Source organism: Nocardia carnea NBRC 14403 (assembly GCF_000308515.1).
GTDB lineage: Bacteria > Actinomycetota > Actinomycetes > Mycobacteriales > Mycobacteriaceae > Nocardia > Nocardia carnea.
Genome location: NZ_BAFV01000053.1, coordinates 115,563 through 134,863 on the forward strand (window position 1 = coordinate 115,563; position 19,301 = coordinate 134,863).

Below are 19,301 nucleotides of genomic sequence, written 5' to 3' on the forward strand. Positions count from 1 at the left end.
ACGGCAGCGGCTACGAGACCAGGGACACCGGATCTTCCGGACGGGACGGCATATCCGCACGCTCCGTCCGGGACCCGGCCGTTCCCGGAGCGGCATCGAGTAGCGGTGCCAGCACCCTGCCGATAGTCCGCAACGATTGCGGTGAGGCGATCTCCCAATGAGTGGCGTCGACCGCGGTTTCGTGCACCCGGCCGGAGATATAGCGACGCCAGGCTCCCGCGGCGCGGCCCGACCCGCGATCGTCCCGGTCGGCGGTGAAGAAAATAAGGTCCCCCCGGTAGATCCCCGGACGGTGCCGCGGGCCGATCTGCTGCGCGCTCAGTACACCGGTGAATACCCGCTGCACCCTGTCCTCGGTAAGCGCACCGAACGGCCCGGGAAGCGTGGCCAGCAGTTGCATCGCCTGGTCGAGAGTGAACTCGCCGGCCGGGATATCGACCAGCTGATCGGTCCCCAGCTGGCCGATCAGATTGCCGACCGTCACCGGTTGCTCGCCGAGGTAGCCGACGTCTCCGGCGAACGAGTCGAGCATGCCCAGCAACTCGACCCGCTCGCCCTGCTGCTGCAGCTGTACCGCCATGGCGTGCGCGATGAGTCCGCCGTAGCACCAGCCGAGCAGGCGGTAGGGACCGCGGGCCTGCACCGCGCGGATGCGGCGCAGATAGTCGGCGGCCAGGTCGTCGATCGACTCCGGTGTGGCGGTGTTCTCGGTGATCGCCGGCGACTGGATCCCGTAGAGGGGGCAGGCCACCTCCGTGCCGAGGCCCGCGAAACTCCACGACAGACCCATCACCGGATGGATGCAGAACAATGGGAGCCCGGTCCCGGTGGTCCGGATCGGCAGGACCGGCGCGAGTGCCGTTTCGGGCGTCAAGGTGGAATCTGCGCGCGCATCGGCGATCCGCCGCGCGAGACCCGCGGGGGTGGGGTCGGCGAACAGCCACGGCAGGGCGATGTCCACACCGGTCTCGTCGCGTAGGCAGGCGAGCAGCGTGGTGGCGACCATCGAGTTCCCGCCGAGATCGAAGAAGGAATCGTCGGCACCGACCCGCGCCACGTCCAGTACATCCGCGAAGACGGCCGCGATCCGCCGTTCCAGCTCGCCGCTGGGCGCGCGATAGCCGCGGCCGGAATCGAAACGCGGCCGCGGCAGGGCCGCGATATCCACTTTCCCGGTCCCGGTGAGCGGTAGTTCGGCGACAACGACCACGGCGTCGGGAACCATATGCGCGGGTAGCTGCGTGCGCAGGACATCCCGCAGTGCGTGCCCGTCCGCAGGGGCTGCGTGCCCGTCCGCAGGGGCGGTATCCGCGGCACCCACCGCGGCGTAACCGAGCAGCCGGGGCCCCGCGCCCGCGTCGTGGTCGACGATTACCGCCGCGGCGCGCACGCCCGGGCAGGTCCGCAGTGCGGCTTCGATTTCGGCGGGCTCGATGCGGAATCCCCGTAACTGCACCTGCCGGTCGGCGCGGCCGTGATGCTCCAGCTCACCGGATTCGTTCCACCGGCCGAGATCGCCGGACCGGTAGAGCACGCCTCCGTGGGTGTAGGGATCGGCGACGAAACGGGTCGCGGTGAGCCCCGGCCGCTCGGCGTAACCGCGGCTCACCTGGGCTCCCGCCAGGTAGATCTCGGCGACGATACCGGTCGGGACGGGCTGCAGCCGGGCATCGAGTACGCGGATCCCGACACCGTCGAGGGGCCGCCCCACCGGAGTTCCCGGTGCCCGGCGGCCCGCCGCGACGGGGTCCAGTTCGGCATGGGTCAGATGCACTGTGGTCTCGGTGATTCCGAACATATTGCTGATCCGGGGGGCGTCGCCGCCGTAGCGGCGGAACAACGGCAGCAGGCTGCTCGGATCGAGCGGCTCACCACCGAAGACGATACGGCGTAGCGCCAGTGGTGTATCCGCGGCCGCATCGGCTGCGTCCAGCGCGACGAATGCACTCGGTGTCTGATTCAGGATGCTGACCCGCTCCCGCGACAGCAGTTCGTGCAGATCTCGCGGGGAGCGCGCAGTGTGATGATCGGCGACCACGAGACTCGCGCCCGTGGTCAGCGCGCCCCACATCTCCCATACCGAGAAGTCGAATGCGGACGAATGGACCATCGACCAGACGTCGTCGTTGTTCAGCCCGAGCAGAGCACCGGCCCGCCGCAGCAGCGCCACGATACTCGCGTGGGTCACCGCCACACCTTTCGGGCGGCCGGTCGATCCCGAGGTGTAGATGATGTAGGCGAGGTTGCCGGGACGGGCGCGCGGCAAGGCCGTCGAAAGGGGCTCGATCTCACCGTTCTCCCACCTGTCCAGCTCGAGTACCGGGACCCCGGCGGGGGCATCGATTCCGCTGTCGGCCGTCGTGAGGACACAGCGCGGCGCCGTTTCGCCGAGCACGTACCGGATACGCTCGGGTGGATACGCGGGGTCGATCGGCACATAGGCAGCACCTGCACGGATCACCGCGACGATCGCGACGATCAGCCTCACACCGCGCGGTAGCGCCACCGCAACGCGGGCTTCCGGCCCGGCCCCCAGCCGCACCAACCGCTGGGCCAGCGCGCCGGAGTCGGTGGCGAGCGCTTGGTAGGTCAGCGCTATTCCACCGAAGCGCACGGCCACCGCATCCGGGGCGAGGCGTACTGCCGCCGCGAAGAGATCGGCGAGTGTCGTATCGTCGCCGGGTTCCACCTGTACCGGGTCCACGAGCCGCGCGTATTCCGCATCGTCGAGCAGCGCGATATCCCCTACCGGCGTCGCGGTAGCGGAGGTGACGGCCCGCAGTACCCGCTGGAGGGTATCGCCGATGCGCCGCACGGTCGCCGTATCGAAAAGGTCTGTCGCATAGGTGAAATAGACCGCCGAATCGCTCAGCGTCAGTTGCAGATCGAACTCGGCGGTGCGGATATCCCGTTCCACGGGTTGCACCGTGATCTCCGCGGCCGTCCCCACAACTCGCGTCTCGACCTCCTCGGTGAGCACAACCTGGAACAGCGGATGGTGATCACGCCGGCGGACCGGATTCAGTTCCTGGACAATCCGTTCGAAGGGCACATCGGCGTGCGCGAAGGCCGCGAGGTCGGTATCGCGGACCGCGGACAGCAGATCTGCGAACGAGGCCGCGAGGTCGACTCGGATGCGCAGTACCACCATATTGACGAACATGCCGACCAGATCGTCGAGTTCCGCCCCACCACGGCCGGCGACCGGGGTCCCGATGGCGATATCGGCGCCACCGGTGAGCCGGGCCAAGGTAACCGCCAATGCGGCATGCACCACCATGAACCGGGAAGCGCCGGAGGCCACTGCCATTCGCCCCAGCGCTGCGACGACCTCCGGATCGAACTCGACCCGCAGCGCAGCACCCGCTCCCGAAGCGACCGCAGGTGCGGGCCGGTCGAACGGCAGCGGCAGCCGCGCGGGGAGTCCGGCCAGGCGCTCCCGCCAGTACGCCAGCTGCCGTCCCATCGGGGTGGCCGGGTCCGCGGCGTCACCCAGCCATTCGACCTGCCGGATCGCGTAGTCGGCGTAGGCCACCGGCTGGGCCGGGAACTGCGGCGCTGCCCCGGCGGTACGTGCCGAATACGCGGTCAGCAGGTCGGTCGACAGCGGCCGAGCCGACCAGCCGTCCGCGCTGATGTGGTGGATCACCACGGCGAGTACATGCTGGTGCCGGTGCACCCGGAACAGCCGGACCCGCACCGGCAGATCGCGGACGAGGTCGAATCCCATTGCCGCGAAGGTCGCCAGCCGTTCCCGGAGTTCGGCGGGCTCGACCGGCACCGCCGAAAGCTCGATCTCCTGTTCACCGGCCCGCAGTACCGATTGCCAGGGGCCGCCGTGGACATCCTCGGGATACACCGTTCGCAACGGTTCGTGGCGCGCGACCACATCGGCGATCGCTGCCCGCAGCGCGGCGATATCGAGTGTCCCCCGTATATGCACGGCGATCGGGATGTTGTTCACCGCGGACGCGGGATCGAAACGGTTCAGGAACCAGAGGCGCTGTTGCGCCGGGGCGAGCGGCACCCGCGCCGGCCGCTCGGGCACGAGGGCCACCCGCCGCGCTCCAGAACCTGCCGACTCCCGGATCCGCGCGGCCAGCCCGGCCACGGTCGGCGCCTCGAATACCGTCCGCATCGGCACCTCGGCCGCGAAGACGGCACCGAGTCGCGCGCCCAGCCGGGCGGCGGCCAGCGAGTTGCCGCCGAGTTCGAAGAAGTCTGCCTCCGGACCGGCCACTTCGACACCGAGCAGTTCGGCGAACACCTCCCGGACCGCCCGTTCCACCGCATCCGCCGGAGCCGCGGGCGCTACGGCACCGAACACGGGTTCGGGCAGGGCGGCACGGTCGACCTTGCCCGCCGTGGTGAGCGGAAACCGGTCGAGGGCGACGATACGGGCCGGTACGGAGTGCGCGGCGAGCATGCCCCGCGCGAATTCGCGCAACTGCACCACATCGATCGAACAGCCCGGTGCCGCAACAACATAGGACACCAGCATCAGGGCGCCGGAAGGTGCCGTCCGCCCTACCGTGACCGAAGTGCGTACTGTCTCGTGGCGCGACAACACCGCGTCCACCTCCCCGGGTTCGAGGCGTATCCCGCGAATCTTCAACTGGAAGTCCGTACGCCCCACATACTCGAGCCCCGACAGCGCCCTGTCCGCCCGGATGTACCGGACCAGATCACCGGTCCGGTACATCCGGGCTCCGGTAGGCGACCACGGATCTGCCACGAAACTCCCGGCAGTACGGCCGGGCGCCCGCAGGTACCCGCGGGCGAGGCCGGTGCCGGTGAGATAGAGCTCCCCGACCACCCCCGGCGGCACGGGGCGCAGGCGCCGGTCGAGGACCCGGACAGCATTCCCCGGGGTGGCGTCTCCGATCAGCACCGGCCGGCCGGCCGCCAGCGCCGCGGCCACCGAAATAACCGTCACCTCGGTCGGGCCGTACCCGTTGAGGTAGATCCGGTCCCCCGCCCAGCGGTCCACCAGTTCGGGATCGGAGATATCTCCGCCCACCACGAGACCGCGCAACCCCGTATGGCGGGCGGGGTCGAGAGTCGCCAGTATCGCGGGCGGAGTCACCGCGTAGGTGACGTTCCGGGTGGCGATCAGGTCGTCGAGCGCGGCGCCTCCGACGGTATCCGGCGGCACGACGACCAGGGTCGCGCCGTTGCCGAAGGCCAGCATCCATTCGAGCACCGACGGGTCGAAGGTCGGGGCACACACATGCAGGACACGGGAGCCGGGTTCCACCCCGAGCTGTGCGGTGACCGTCTCGAACAACGGGCCGAGCCCGCTGTGGGTGACGGCCACCCCTTTCGGCCTACCGGTCGAACCCGAGGTGTACTGCACATACGCGAGGTCCGCCGGATGCGGGCGGCGGGTGGACACCGGCTCGGTAGGAAACCGCGCCGTGCCACCGGATTCCTGCCGCGCAGGGGCCAGGAGTATCCAGTCGAGCCGCCCGTGCCCGTCACCGGCGGGATCACCGGTCGTCAGGCCGAGGACCGCCCCGGAGTCGGCCAGAATCCACTCGACCCGGTCCCGCGGGAAGGCCGGATCGACCGGCAGGAACGCGGCGCCGGATTTCGCGACTGCCCAGACACCCGCCAGGAACTCCGCGGACCGCGGGGCGTGGATGACCACCACATCCCCCGGACCGATACCGCGGGCGATCAACTGCCCGGCCAAGCGGCCGGACCAGGTATCGAGCTCGTCGTAGCCGATCTCGCGGTCACCGTCCACGACCGCGATACGGTCCCGGGCCCACGGGAGCGCAGCGGTGAGGATGTCCCCGAGCGTGCGCCCGGCGGACTCGGACACGGACGGGCCGCCGGGCCTCGTCTCGTGGAAATCGATATCCCCCACCGGCGTCCGCGGGTGGGCGACCACGACAGCGGCCAACCGCAGCCAACTGGCGGCCCAGAACCGTATGGTTTCCTCGTCGAACAAGTCTCTGGCGTAGGAGAACTCGGCTTCCAGCTGCGCGCGGCCCTTCGCGTCGACCGCCGGTCGCATGGTCAGCGCGAGGTCGAACCTGGCCACTCCGGGATCGATATCGAGCGAGCGCACCGTCAGGCCGGGAAACTGGAGTTCGCCGGTGGGCTGGTTTTCGAATGAGAACGCCACGCGGAACAACGGATGCCGGCCGGAGCCGGCGGGCCGGGCGAGGACCTGCACCACTTCTTCGAACGGCAGATCCGCGTGCTCGAAGGCCGCCAGATCGATGCGGCGCACATCGGTCAGGATATCCGCGAAACCGCGGTCTCCATCGATCACGCTGCGCAGGGTGAGCGTATTGACGAACATCCCGACCAGACCGTCGAACTCCGCCATCGGCCGCCCCGCAACCGGGGTGCCCACGCAGATATCGTCGCTATCCGTCATCCGGGCCAGTAACACCGCGAACACCGCGTGTGCCGCCATGAACAGTGTTGCCTGCCGCGTCCGGGCCAGTGCCGTCAAACCCGCCGCGAGGTCCGCGTCGACCACGAAACGCCATCGCCCGCCCTCCCACGAGGAGGCCGACGACCGTGGACGATCAACGGGTAACGGCAGTTCCTCCGGTACTCCGGCGAGCGTTTCCTGCCAGAACCGCGACTGCCGTGCCCGCAGACTCCGCGGATCCGCCGGTGCTCCCAGCCGGTCCGACTGCCACCGCGCCGCCTCGGCGAATTGCGCGGGCAGCGGCTGCCATTCCGGTTCGACCCCGCGCGCCCGGGCAGCGTAGGCCGTCATGAGGTCCGCGATGAACGGCCGTGCCGACCAGCCGTCCGCGCTGATGTGATGCACCACGTAGGCGAGCACATGTTCGCCGGGACCCAGTGCAAAAAGTGCTGCCCGAAGAGGGATCTCGGCGGAGACATCGAAGCCGCGGCGGGCCATCGCAATGATCTCCCGATCGAGATCCGCAGCCGGCACGGTGATCGGATCGGCGAGTACCGCTGCCGCGTCGGGCGCGCAGATCAATTGCGCGGGCGATCCGTCCACCACCGGATACCGGGTGCGCAGCGATTCGTGCCGCCCGACGATATCGCCCAGCGCGGTGCGCAGCGCCGCGATATCGAGGGATCCTGAGATACGCACCGCGGCAGCCATATTGTCCACCGGCGCCTCCGGATCGGCCTGGTTGCGCAACCACATCCGCTGCTGGGCAGGCGACAGCGGGAGGCGATCCGGGCGTGGCCCCTGCCCGATTCGCGCCCCATCGGTCACCGGCCGCCCGGAAACGACCTCTGCCAGTTCGGCGACGGTCGGCGCATCGAAGATCTCCCGCACCGAAACCGCGATCCGCAGCGCACCCGCCAGCCGGGCCGCGAGTTGCGCCGCGTCCATGGAGTTCGCGCCCAGAGCGAAGAAATCGTCGGCCCGGCCCACATCCTGCACACCCAGGATATCGGCGAAGCAGGAGGCGATGAGTTGTTCGGTGATGCCGGCGGGCTCTTCGTAGGCAGAGCCGGGGACAGGTGGCTCGGGCAGCGCCTCCCGGTCCAGCTTGCCGTTCGCGTTCACCGGCAGCTCCGGCAGTACCACCACGGCCACCGGAACCATGGCACGTGGCAGGCGCCGGGCGAGATCGCGAAGGAGTTCACCCGATTCCACCGTTGCGCCCGCAGCCGTGACCACATAGCCGACCAGCCGCCGTTCACCCGCGACCTCGCGCACCGCCGCGGCTGCCCGGACGATCCCCTGGCAGGCCCGCAGCCCTGCGGCGATCTCGTCGAGTTCGATACGGACCCCGTGCAGTTTGACCTGCCGGTCGGTCCGCCCCAGATACTCGAGCACGCCCGCGGTATTCCAGCGCACCGCGTCCCCGGTCCGGTACAGACGCGCCCCGGCGGCCCCGAACGGATCGGCGACGAAACGCGACGCCGTCGCCTCGGCGCCGGATACATAGCCGCGCGCGACCTGCGCGCCGCCCACGTACAGCTCCCCACGGACTCCCACCGGCACCGGCCGCAATCGGCTGTCCAGCACATGGACCCGCATATTCCACACCGGCGCACCGATCGACACCCCGGTCGAGCTGTGGATCCGCGCGGCCGTCACCACCTGCGCTTCGGCGGGGCCGTACCAGTTGAACAATGCCGCAGCCGTCCACTTCTCGAACTCCGTGACCAGCGCGGCCGGTAGTTCCTCGCCCGCCGCGAACACCCGGCGCACGGAAGTCGCCGGTGCCGGAGCGGTCGCAAGATAGTTCGCCAGCACGGTCGGCACCAGATGCAGGGTCGTCACCCCGTAGTCGGTGATCGCCCGGTCCAGTTCCGCGAGATCGCGGTGCGCGTCCGGCGCGGCGACGGCGACACACGCCCCGGCCTGCAGCGGCCAGAACACCTCCCACATCGCGATATCGAAGGTGAGCGGGGTTTTGTAGAGCACCACATCGGAGTCGCCCAACCCGTATTCGTGCTGTGCCCATTGGAACTGGTGGTCGATCGCGGCATGGGTGGTCACCACCCCCTTCGGCAGGCCGGTCGAACCGGAGGTGAAGAGTACGGAGGCAGCGTGCCCCGGTCGCAACGGCGCTATCCGGTCATCGTCATCGATTTCCGCATCGTCCCAGGCGGTCGCATCCACCTCGGCGACCGCGACGACAGTGGTCTGCGCGGGCACGCCGAGATCCTCGCCGTCCACGGTGAGCAGCACCGACGGCCGTGCCGATCGCAGCATATGCGCGATACGCAACCGCGGATGCTCCGGATCAACCGGGACATAGGCGCCACCGGCGACAGTGACGGCGTACAGCCAGCACAGCTGGTCGGCCGAACGCTGCAGCGCCACCGCCACCCGCACCTCCGGCCCGACCCCGAGACCGATCAAGAACCGGGCCCGCCGGTTCACTTCGCTGTGGAACCGGGCGTAGGTCCACGATCGTGCACCGTCTCGCAGCGCCGGCGCCTCCGGCGTGCTGCGGACCCGGGCCACGAACCGCGCGGCCAGGGTGGTTGCCGTCACGGGGTGGCCGGTGGTGTTGCGGTCGCGGCAGAGCGCGGTGCGTTCGGCGTCGTCGAGCAGCTCGATATCGGCGAGCGGGGTGGTTTCCGCCGCTACCGCCAGCTCGTCCAGTACCCGCAGGAAAAGCCGCCGGTTCGCCGCGAGCTCGGTTTCGGTGTAACTGTGCGGATTGCCCTGGAAATCGGCACGCAACCCGTCCTCGTGCCCTTCGGTGTACAGGTTGATGAGCAGATCGTCGATCGGACCGGAGGTGAGGACCCGTAACCGGCCGGACGCCCCGCCCAGCCGAATGGTGTCCTCGAACAGCATGATGTTCACGATCGGACCGAATTGCCCGCCGGCCGCGCTCGTCCTGCCGGCATCACTCCGGATGTTCTCGTGTCGATACCGCTGATGACGTAGTGCGCCCGTGATCGCCCACTGGGTCCGCGTAACGAGGTCGGCGATATCGGATTCCGGTAGGACCTCGATCCGCAGCGGCACGAGATTGGCGAGCATACCGCCGGACCGCTTCGCCATCGCGCTGGTCCGGCCCGAGACCGGCAACGTCAGCACGATATCGGTGCGATCCAGGATCCGGGCACAGAACAGCGCCACCGCGGCCACCGCGAGCGTCGCGACACTGCAGCCGTGGCGTTGCGCGGCGGCCCGCAGCGCGCCGGCCGTACCCGGGCCTGCCGCCGCCGCGGCGACCACGGGATGCGCTGGATGTCTCGTATATCGCTCCGAAAGAACCGAATCGGCGAGACCCAGCGTTCGTTTGCGCCAGTACTCCCGGTCCCGGTCGTGGCGGGGCGATCCGAGATAGGCGATCTCCTCGTCGTACAGCTCGGCCGGTGAACCCGCCCGGTACGGCGGCGGCCGGTGTCCCGAAACCGCGGCCCGATAGATTTCGGCCACCCTGAGCAGGAAATTCAACGCGCCCAGACCGTCGAGCACCACGTGGTGGGCCCGCGCGTACCAATACCACCGATACTCGTCCAACCGCAGCACCGCAGAATGCACCAGCTGCGTTCCGGCCAGTTGCCGCGGCATCTCGAAATCGCGGCGCATCCACGCGTGCGCGGCCGATTCGGGGTCGGCTTCGGCACGCAGATCCACCAGGGCCAGGCCGGCCTCCGCTGTCTCGGCAACGTGCTGCCACGGCTGCCCGCCGATCTCGACTATGCGGACGAAGGCCGATCCGATCTCCCGTCCCGCGCGCCGGCACGCCGTGTCGAGCAGTCCGGGATCGAGTTCTCCCCGCACCTCGACGTACTGCGCGACCACGAAGGGCACATCGGCCGCCGACTGCTGGGCGAACCAGACCCCCAGTTGCCCGGGTGAGAGGGGAAAAACCGAATCATCGTCCACCGAGCCAATACTCACAGCGGCCCGGATCACCCCACAGCCCCCATTTCCCTCGGCAACAGCGACAGGGGCGCGCGGAGTCAGGCCCGCACGTGAGTGCGGAGAAACGCTGTCAGCGGGGTGCGAACCGCCTGCGGATCATCGATGAACGGCCAATGCCCGAGGCCCTCGAGGATGTGGATTTCGGCTTCGGGGAAGAAATTTCGCTGCGTCCGAGCGAACCGGACGGGGATATAGGGGTCCCCGTCGCCCCAGATCACGCAGACCGGCAGATCGTTCCCCGCGATACCGGTGTTCATTTCCGGGAATGCGCTGACCGGATCACGGGAGTTGCGGTAGAGCTGGAGGACCGCCCGCTTGTGTGCCCGGTCCGCGTATCGATCGACCCGGTCGGTATAAGAGTGTGGCAGCGGTACGGGATTGTCGCGGTTGAGGGCGATACGCATGGCACGCTTATTGCTCACCAGCTGGAACAGTTCGCCCAGTACCGGTGTCTGCCAGATCCTCGCGTACCGGTGCCAGCGGTAGCCGTCGAGTACACCGGTGTTGATCAGGACCAGCCCGGCCAGCCGGTCGCGATGGTCCAGTGCCCACCGCAAACCCCACGGCCCACCGAAATCGTGCAGTACGAGATACACGCGCTCGACCCCCAGACGGTCGAGCAGCAGGCCGAGGTATCGCGCATGCCCCGCAATGCTGTGCTCGAAAGCGCGCGGCCGCGCCGATCGCCCGAATCCCGGCATATCCATGGCGATCACCCGCGCGAAGCCCGCCACCGCGGGAATCAGCTCCGCCCAATCGTCCATCGGCCCCGGATTGCCGTGCACGAACACCACGGCCTCCGCGCTGTCGGCGGGCCCGCTGTCGTAGACCGCGCACCGAACACCGTCCAAAAGATGTTCGGTTACCGGCAATACCGGCGTGGTTTCAGCCATTGCGCCCCCTCGATCATCACCGCCGCCCCGCCGTTCGTTCGGCCGACGGTCCGCGACCGACAGTACATCGAGGGATCGCTCCGTCCCGACCTTTCACACGGGGACCACCGTCAGCAACGGATCCAGCCCTTTGAAGTCGTCCGCATTGCGGGTGAACAGCGGCAGATCGTTCGACGAGGCGATGGCAGCGATCATCAGGTCCATTTTGCGAGGCTTGGGATTCCGTCCGGCCGCAATCACCAATCTTGCCATCGAGGTGAACCGGCGCGCCGCCGTCGCACAGAGCGGCAGTGCGTCGAAAGCGTGCTCGATCTCGAAGAGTCGTTCGGTGCGGAGCGCAAGCGTCGCCGTACCGGAGGCCACAGCCACTTCGAGGCCCAGCTCGGCAAGCGTCACCGTGCTGATTTTCGACCGGATCGGGAGGTCCATATCCGCGATGGTGGGCAAGTCGATGAGGACACAGGTATCCAGCAGGCCGACGGGGTGGCGGAACTTCGCACCCGGTTCAGTCATCCAGCCTGTCCTCTCCGAATGCGGCGTCGGTCTCCGCACGTTCATCGATGGCGTTCGCACCCGCAAACCTGGCCAATCGCTGCTTCAGCTCGGCCGTCGTCAGGTTGTTCCGCACGGTGATGGGGCGCAGTTCACCGACAGGTCGCCCGTTGCGGGTGACGACGAAATCCTCCCCCGCTTCCAGCGCATCCATAACGCCCGCGCTGCCGTTGCGTAGCTCGGCTTGGCTGATTGTCCGCGTCATGCACCTCACGCTAGCGCTTGATGCTATCGGATGCTATCTCTGTCCTGCACGATCAGCGATCGGGACCTACTGGACAAACCGACGACCCGATCCCCACGGACACGCCGCCCTACGCGGCCCCGACCAGCCGGTTGGCGAACGTCGAAATCGTATAGGTCCCGACACCCAATACGACTTCGAGCGCATTACGCTCGGTGTACCCCTGCGCCGCGAAGGCCTCGACAGACCGGGCGTCCACGGCCCCGGCAGTGGCCATGACCTCGAGGGTGAACACCCGGACCGCATCGAGCCGCTCGTCGTCGAGTGCACGCTTGCCGCGCAGAGCCGCGGCCAGTTCCGGCGGGGCGCCGAGTTTGCGCAGCTTTCCGGCATGCATTGCGATGCAGATATGGCAGTCGTTGTGGACCGCCACCGTCATGATGACCACTTCCCGTGAGATCGGTTCCAGCGTGCACCGATCGAATCGCGCGGTCATGTCCAGGAATCCGGTCAGCAGTTCCGGCGAGGCGGCCAGCCGGGCGACCGCGTCGGGCACCGCTCCACCCCCGGCGGCCATTGCCGCCATCGCTGCGCGTGATCCCTCCGGGGCGGTTTCGAGTGTATGCGGGTCGAACATCACGGCTCCTAGTATGGACAACATGGTTGACGAAATGATGGTAAACCAGGTTGTCGATATAGCCAAGGCTGTGCGATGACCAGGAAAGACATGGACCACCTCCGGGCAGGCTACGAACTCCCACTACTGCTCCTGGCAGGATTCCGCACACTCATCGACGAACTACACGACGAACTCGCACGCCGCGGCCACCCTCATGCGCGGCCGGCCCACGGCTTCGCGATGCAGGCGATCGGACCCGACGGAGCAACCGCGAGCGATATCGGCCGCCGGCTCGGCATCTCCAAACAGGCCGCGGGCAAAACCGTCGACCGCCTCATCGCCCTCGGTTACGCGGAACGCGGCGCCGACCCCGCCGACGCCCGCCGCCGGCTCGTTCGCCTCACCGCGCACGGATACGACGCGCTCGCCCATTCGGCCGCGATCTTCGACCGGCTCCGCGAACAGTGGGCCGAGACGCTGGGCGAGCAACAGCTACGTGCGATGGAGGACGGGCTGCGCACCGTTGCCGCATCGAACGCTTTCCGGCTCGATGCGACTCAGTGGCTGGGCGAATGATCTGCGGCCCCGAGCCAGGGCAGACACCGCGCCGCGGCTGGACAGGCCGCACAGGACCCTAATTTTCCTGTCTGCCGCCCCGACCGACACAGGACATATTCATCACGCCCACCAACTGTCACGTGAGCGTGGGCACTTTCCTGTACTGCCTCTTCGTCGATGCAGTCGATACGCTCTCCGCCGAATGAGCCTCCCCCTCGAGAACGTGAGCAGGTTCCGGCACCGTCCACACCGGCCGGAACCACACCACGCTCCCCGGAAAAACCTGACGCGGGCCGGCTTTCGATGCCTGCCCGCGCCCGGTTACGAAAGCCCCACCGTCAGAGCATGCAGCTCACGCAACCCTCGACCTCGGTACCTTCCAGCGCCATCTGCCGGAGGCGGATGTAGTAGAGGGTTTTGATGCCCTTGCGCCAGGCATAGATCTGGGCGCGGTTCAGATCGCGGGTGGTGGCAGTGTCCTTGAAGAACAGTGTCAGCGACAGGCCCTGGTCCACATGCTGGGTGGCAGCGGCATAGGTGTCGATGATCTTCTCGTAGCCGATCTCGTACGCGTCCTGGTAGTAGTCCAGGTTGTCGTTGGTCATATACGGGGCCGGATAGTAGACGCGGCCGATCTTGCCTTCCTTGCGGATCTCGATCTTCGACGCCACCGGGTGGATGGAGCTGGTGGAGTGGTTGATGTAGGAGATCGAGCCGGTCGGCGGGACCGCCTGCAGGTTCTGGTTGTAGATCCCGTGTTCCATGACCGCGGCCTTCAGCTGCCGCCAATCGTCCTGGGTGGGGATGTGGATCTCGGCGTCGGCGAACAATTGCGCGACCCGATCGGTTTTCGGCTCCCACACCTGATCGGTGTACTTGTCGAAGTATTCACCACTGGCGTACTTCGACTCCGGGAACCCGCCGAAGTGCGTACCACGTTCCTGCGCAAGCAGATTCGAGGCACGAAGGGCGTGGTAGACCACGGTGTAGAAGTAGATGTTGGTGAAATCCAGGCCCTCCTCGGACCCGTAGTGGATATGTTCCCGCGCCAGGAAGCCGTGCAGGTTCATCTGCCCCAGGCCGATGGCGTGCGAGGAGTTGTTGCCCTGTTCGATGGAGGGCACCGAGTAGATATGCGTCTGATCGGAGACCGCGGTGAGCGCCCGGATCGCGGTCTCGATGGTCTGCGCGAAATCGGGAGAGTCCATACTCTTCGCGATGTTCAGCGACCCCAGGTTGCAGGAGATGTCCTTGCCCACCTCGGCGTAGGTGAGATCGTCGTTGTACACCGAAGGGGTGGAGACCTGCAGGATCTCCGAGCACAGGTTCGAATGGGTGATCTTGCCGGCGATCGGGTTGGCCCGGTTCACCGTATCCTCGAACATGATGTAGGGGTAGCCGGATTCGAACTGCAGCTCGGCGATGGTCTGGAAGAACTCGCGCGCCTTGATCTTCGACTTGCGGATCCGCTTGTCGTCGACCATCTCGTAGTACTTCTCGGTGACGTCGATATCGGCGAACGGCTTACCGTAGATCCGCTCCACGTCATAGGGCGAGAACAGGTACATGTCCTCGTTCTTCTTCGCCAGTTCGAAGGTGATATCGGGGATCACCACACCCAGGGAGAGGGTTTTGATGCGGATCTTCTCGTCCGCGTTCTCCCGTTTGGTGTCGAGGAACCGGTAGATATCGGGGTGGTGGGCGTGCAGGTACACCGCACCCGCACCCTGCCGGGCCCCGAGCTGATTGGCATAGGAGAACGAATCCTCGAGCAGCTTCATGATCGGGATGACGCCCGAGGACTGGTTCTCGATCTTCTTGATCGGCGCCCCGTGCTCACGAATATTGCTGAGCAGCAACGCAACTCCCCCGCCGCGCTTGGACAGCTGCAGCGCCGAGTTGATGGAACGCCCGATGGACTCCATATTGTCTTCGATCCGCAGCAGGAAGCAGGACACCGGTTCGCCGCGCTGCTTCTTACCCGAATTGAGGAACGTCGGAGTGGCCGGCTGGAAGCGGCCGTCGATGATCTCCTCGACCAACTGCCGCGCCAGCACCTCGTCACCGGCGGCCAGCGTGAGCGCGACCATGCACACCCGGTCCTCGAAACGTTCGAGGTAACGCTTCCCGTCGAAGGTTTTGAGGGTGTAGGAGGTGTAGTACTTGAACGCGCCGAGGAAGGTCGGGAACCGGAACTTCTTGTCGTAGGCCTGCTGGAACAGCTTCTTCACGAACGCCCGGCTGTACTGCTCGAGGACCTCGGGCTCGTAGTAGTTCTCCTCGACGAGGTAGTCGAGCTTCTCGTCGAGGTTGTGGAAGAAGACGGTGTTCTGGTTGACGTGCTGCAGGAAGTACTGGTTGGCGGCCTCGCGATCCTTGTCGAACTGGATCTCGCCGTTCGGCCCGTACAGGTTCAGCATCGCGTTGAGGGCGTGGTAGTCCATGACCTCACCGGGAACGCTTTCGCGTTGCGGGGGCTGCTCCAGCCGGGCCGTCATACCTGCTGGTGCTGTCGTTGTTGCTGCCAAAACAATCCCAATCCCTCTCGGACGCGGGCCACGTCCTCAGCGGTTCCCATGAGTTCGAAGCGGTACAGGTAGGGCACCCCGCATTTACGCGAGATCACATCACCTGCGAAGCAGAAGGTGTCGCCGAAGTTCGTGTTCCCGGCGGCGATCACCCCGCGCAACAGGGCGCGGTTGTGCCGATCGTTGAGGAACTTGGCGACCTGGCGCGGTACGAATTCCTTATCGGAGCGAGCCGAACCCAAGACGTGCCGACCGCCCCCGTAGGTGGGGACGATCAGCACGTAGGGTTCGTCGACGTGCAGCGTTTCGGCGCTGGTGTGCAGGGGGATCCGGAGGGCCGGGACATCCAGCTTCTCGACGAATCGGTGAGTGTTCTCCGAAGCGCTGGAGAAGTACACCAAAGTATGCGATTCGGACATTTCACCTCCCCTGTTTCCCGGCCGAATCGGGTGCGCGGTTCAGCTACGCTGTGCCTATTACGCCTGAGCGCGGGCCCTGCGTGGTTACACTGCGCTGCCGCCTCCGGGCCTGACGCGCTCAGGCGGCAACAGTGGCCAGCGCCTTGATGCGGTCGGGCCGGAACCCGGACCAGTGCTCGTCACCGGAGACGACGACGGGGGCCTGCAGGTAGCCGAGAGCCATCACATAGTCGCGGGCATCGGCGTTCTCGGAGATATCGATGACCTCGTAATCCACCCCGGCCTTGTCGAGAGCCTTGTAGGTGGCATTGCACTGGACGCAAGCGGGCTTGGTGTACACGGTGATCATTCGAGTCCCTCTCTCCTGTGCCAATGTGCGGTGTCTCGCGGTCTCGTCGTGACGGACCGCCGCCTCCGGATCGAGCCCTCCGCGTGACTGATCCACAGCCGGTTGTGTTCCGTCTGCGGGGCGCGGTGCCGGCACGATCTGATGATCCTGCGCAAACTCCGAGGACCAGCCCTGAAATACCACGTCCGGGCCGGTTCCACCCGCTGTCGGCGGGTTCTTCACACCGCCGCCTTCGGGTACCGATGACACTACACCTAGTGGCCGACATTCCGAAACAACACGAGATGTTGCGAGTCACAACGATGTGATTTCACAGCTGTAAGCCGCAGGACAGCGTTGCGACACGCCGATTTCACCGTGGTCCAGATCACAATCACCGTGGTCCAGTTCCTTTTCAGCAAACGCAACAGCACCGCCTGTCACACCAGTCGCCGCAACCCCAGCAGACTCTCACGACCCGGCCGGAACAGCCGTAGAGACGACGCCCCAGTACTCCACACAGCAGCAGGCCGCCCCGTCGTCGACAGGGCGGCCTGTTGCAGAGCCGGATGACCCGCTCCCATGACCCGTGAGCACGAGCCACATGCGATCACGCACGCCTGGCCCGGCGCACTCTTGTGATCAGGCGTCGACGAGTTCCCCACTCGCCGCATTGACCAGCGCGCGCAGCGCCTCACCCAATTCGCGCACGGTCTCGGCATCCTCACGCGGATGGTTCGCACCGAAACGTTCACCCCACGTCGCGAAGTGCAGATGCGCCTCGTCGACGATCTTGCCGCCGGCGACACCCACCGACTTGACCGCGTCGCCGTGCGCCCACTTGGCGGCATTCGGGCTGATGGAACCGCTCAGGATCGCGACCGGCTTCTCCTTGATCGCGCCCGCGCCGTAGGGCCGCGACAGCCAATCGATCGCGTTCTTCAGAACGGCGGGCAGCGTTCCGTTGTATTCCGGGGTGATCACCAGCAGGCCGTCGCTCGCACCCACCGCGTCACGCAGCGCCTCGGCGGCGGCCGGAACCGAACCCGGTACATCGATATCCTCGTTGTAGAACGGGATATCGCCGATACCCTCGTACACGGAGACGTCGACGCCCTCCGGCGCGGTGCCGACCGAGGCTTCGGCGACCTGCTTACTGAAGGAGGCGCTGCGAAGGCTGCCGAAGAGGACGACGATACGGGTCTGGCTCATATTCACTCCTGCGGTACTAGTTGTGTGATGATCGCACTGCCCAGATCAACCGGACCATGGTCCGCTACATTCCCCGGAGGCCTCTCCCCCGCCGTGAACTACGACACACCCTGCCCGGGCCCGGCGGACGACCCGCGCCCCGGCGAAACGCCCCGGCCGTACCCGGCGGACGAACTGCATACCGTGCCGATCCGGCCGGCCCACCGGATCGGCCCACAACTACCAGGCACCACCGAACCCGCCGAACGCGCCGACGCCGCCCGCAACCGGCGCCGGCTGCTCGACGCCGCCCGCGAACTCGTGCGCGAACACGGCGTGGACGCGCTCACCATGGACGCCCTGGCCAAACGCGCCGGTGTCGGCAAAGGCACCGTGTTCCGCCGCTTCGGCAGCCGCACCGGCCTCATGTACGCACTCCTCGACCACTCCGAAACTCTGGCCCAGGAAGCGTTCATCTTCGGCCCGCCGCCACTGGGGCCCGGTGCCCCGCCGGTGGACCGGCTCATCGCCTTCGGGCGTGCCCGACTGCTCGATATCGAAGTCGAGGGCGAACTCCACCGGGCGGCCGAACTGGGGTCCCCGGAACGGCACTACACGAGCCAGCCCTACCGGGTGCTGAAAACCCATGTGGCGATGCTGCTCCGCGAGGCGGACACGCCCGGCGACAGCGGCCTGCTGGCCGATGCGCTACTGGGTGTCCTGGCCGCCGGACTCGTCCTGCACCAGCTGCGCACCCTCGGCTACACCCGCGAACAGATCGCGAGCAACTGGGAAGCCATGGTTCGCCGGGTCGCCGGACCGGCGGCGCAGTAGAGTGGTCCGGCATGGGAAACGTGCGTGATCAGATCATCGCCGAGCTGGGTGTACAGCCGAGTATCGAACCCAAGGACGAGGTGCGGCGCCGCGTCGATTTCCTGAAGGATTACCTGCGCTCCACGCCCGCAAAAGGTTTCGTACTGGGTATCAGCGGTGGTCAGGACAGCGCACTCGCCGGACGGCTGTGCCAGCTGGCCGCCGAGGAACTGCGCGCCGACGGCGCCGACGCGCGTTTCGTCGCCGTACGCCTGCCCTACGGTGTGCAGGCCGACGAGTCCGATGCCCGGGTCGCCATGACCTTCGTCGCGCCCGATGAATCCGTGGTGGTCAACGTCCGGCCCGGCGCCAACGCGGTGGCAGCCGAGGTGGCTTCGGCACTGAAGGTCGGCAAATTACGCGATTTCGTACGCGGCAACATCAAAGCGCGAGAACGGATGGTGATCCAATACGCCATCGCCGGCCAGGAGAACCTGCTGGTGATCGGCACCGATCACGCCGCCGAAGCGGTCACCGGGTTCTTCACGAAATACGGTGACGGCGGCGTGGATCTCACCCCGCTCACCGGACTGACCAAACGCCAGGGCGCCGCCCTGCTCCAGGAACTGGGCGCACCGTCGCGACTGTGGTCGAAGGTACCGACCGCCGACCTCGAGGACGACCGCCCGGCACTACCCGACGAGGAAGCACTCGGCCTGCGCTACAGCGAAATCGACGATTACCTCGAGGGCAGGGACGTGACGGCCGAGGTGGCCGAGCGGATCGAATCGCTCTTTCGCAACACCCGGCACAAGCGGACGGTGCCGGTCACGCCGCTCGACGACTGGTGGCGCTGACCCGAGGC

12 protein-coding genes are annotated in these 19,301 nt (G+C 67.1%); 3 read left to right on the forward strand and 9 right to left on the reverse strand.

The features are described from left to right. Positions 1 to 10: 10 nt before the first annotated feature. From ON22_RS19100 to ON22_RS19120, 5 genes are all read right to left on the reverse strand, one after another. A complete protein-coding gene (locus ON22_RS19100; protein WP_156052178.1) occupies positions 11 to 10,312 on the reverse strand; it encodes a non-ribosomal peptide synthetase in 10,302 nt (3,433 codons plus the stop codon). Between the two features lie 77 nt (positions 10,313 to 10,389). Beyond that, complete coding sequence (locus ON22_RS19105) at positions 10,390 to 11,244, reverse strand: alpha/beta fold hydrolase (RefSeq protein ID WP_051157816.1); 855 nt, start codon at positions 11,242 to 11,244, stop codon at positions 10,390 to 10,392. A gap of 93 nt (positions 11,245 to 11,337) precedes the next feature. Further along, complete coding sequence (locus tag ON22_RS19110) at positions 11,338 to 11,757, reverse strand: type II toxin-antitoxin system VapC family toxin (RefSeq protein ID WP_033241174.1); 420 nt, start codon at positions 11,755 to 11,757, stop codon at positions 11,338 to 11,340. Next, complete coding sequence (locus tag ON22_RS19115; protein ID WP_033241173.1) at positions 11,750 to 12,001, reverse strand: type II toxin-antitoxin system Phd/YefM family antitoxin; 252 nt, start codon at positions 11,999 to 12,001, stop codon at positions 11,750 to 11,752. The genes ON22_RS19110 and ON22_RS19115 overlap by 8 nt, the downstream gene beginning before the upstream one ends. 109 nt (positions 12,002 to 12,110) lie before the next feature. Further along, positions 12,111 to 12,617: a carboxymuconolactone decarboxylase family protein gene (locus ON22_RS19120; protein WP_033241172.1), complete on the reverse strand. Its 507-nt coding sequence runs from the start codon at positions 12,615 to 12,617 to the stop codon at positions 12,111 to 12,113. 75 nt (positions 12,618 to 12,692) lie between these two features. Here ON22_RS19120 and ON22_RS19125 point away from each other — a divergent pair, with 75 nt between their 5' ends. After that, positions 12,693 to 13,175, forward strand: coding sequence for a MarR family winged helix-turn-helix transcriptional regulator (locus ON22_RS19125; protein ID WP_231507895.1), 483 nt, complete (start codon positions 12,693 to 12,695; stop codon positions 13,173 to 13,175). Positions 13,176 to 13,495: 320 nt separating this feature from the next. On the opposite strand, the gene nrdE is transcribed toward ON22_RS19125, so the two are convergent. The 4 genes from nrdE to ON22_RS19145 form a co-directional block, all read right to left on the reverse strand. After that, entirely contained in the window at positions 13,496 to 15,655 is a 2,160-nt protein-coding gene (nrdE, locus tag ON22_RS19130; protein ID WP_033241170.1) for a class 1b ribonucleoside-diphosphate reductase subunit alpha, read from the reverse strand. Continuing rightward, on the reverse strand, positions 15,652 to 16,104 hold the full coding sequence (nrdI, locus tag ON22_RS19135; protein ID WP_033241169.1) for a class Ib ribonucleoside-diphosphate reductase assembly flavoprotein NrdI: 453 nt from the start codon (positions 16,102 to 16,104) through the stop codon (positions 15,652 to 15,654). Before nrdI ends, nrdE begins: the two co-directional genes overlap by 4 nt. 118 nt (positions 16,105 to 16,222) lie before the next feature. After that, on the reverse strand, positions 16,223 to 16,453 hold the full coding sequence (locus ON22_RS19140) for a redoxin NrdH (protein ID WP_033242116.1): 231 nt from the start codon (positions 16,451 to 16,453) through the stop codon (positions 16,223 to 16,225). A 621-nt stretch (positions 16,454 to 17,074) separates the two neighbouring features. Further along, on the reverse strand, positions 17,075 to 17,644 hold the full coding sequence (locus ON22_RS19145) for an NAD(P)H-dependent oxidoreductase (RefSeq protein WP_033242115.1): 570 nt from the start codon (positions 17,642 to 17,644) through the stop codon (positions 17,075 to 17,077). A gap of 93 nt (positions 17,645 to 17,737) precedes the next feature. On the opposite strand from ON22_RS19145, the gene ON22_RS19150 reads away from it, so the two are divergent. Both ON22_RS19150 and nadE read left to right on the forward strand, forming a co-directional pair. Continuing rightward, entirely contained in the window at positions 17,738 to 18,457 is a 720-nt protein-coding gene (locus ON22_RS19150; RefSeq protein ID WP_373280876.1) for a TetR/AcrR family transcriptional regulator, read from the forward strand. 11 nt (positions 18,458 to 18,468) lie between these two features. Next, a complete protein-coding gene (gene nadE, locus ON22_RS19155) occupies positions 18,469 to 19,293 on the forward strand; it encodes an NAD(+) synthase (protein ID WP_033241168.1) in 825 nt (274 codons plus the stop codon). Positions 19,294 to 19,301: the final 8 nt, after the last annotated feature.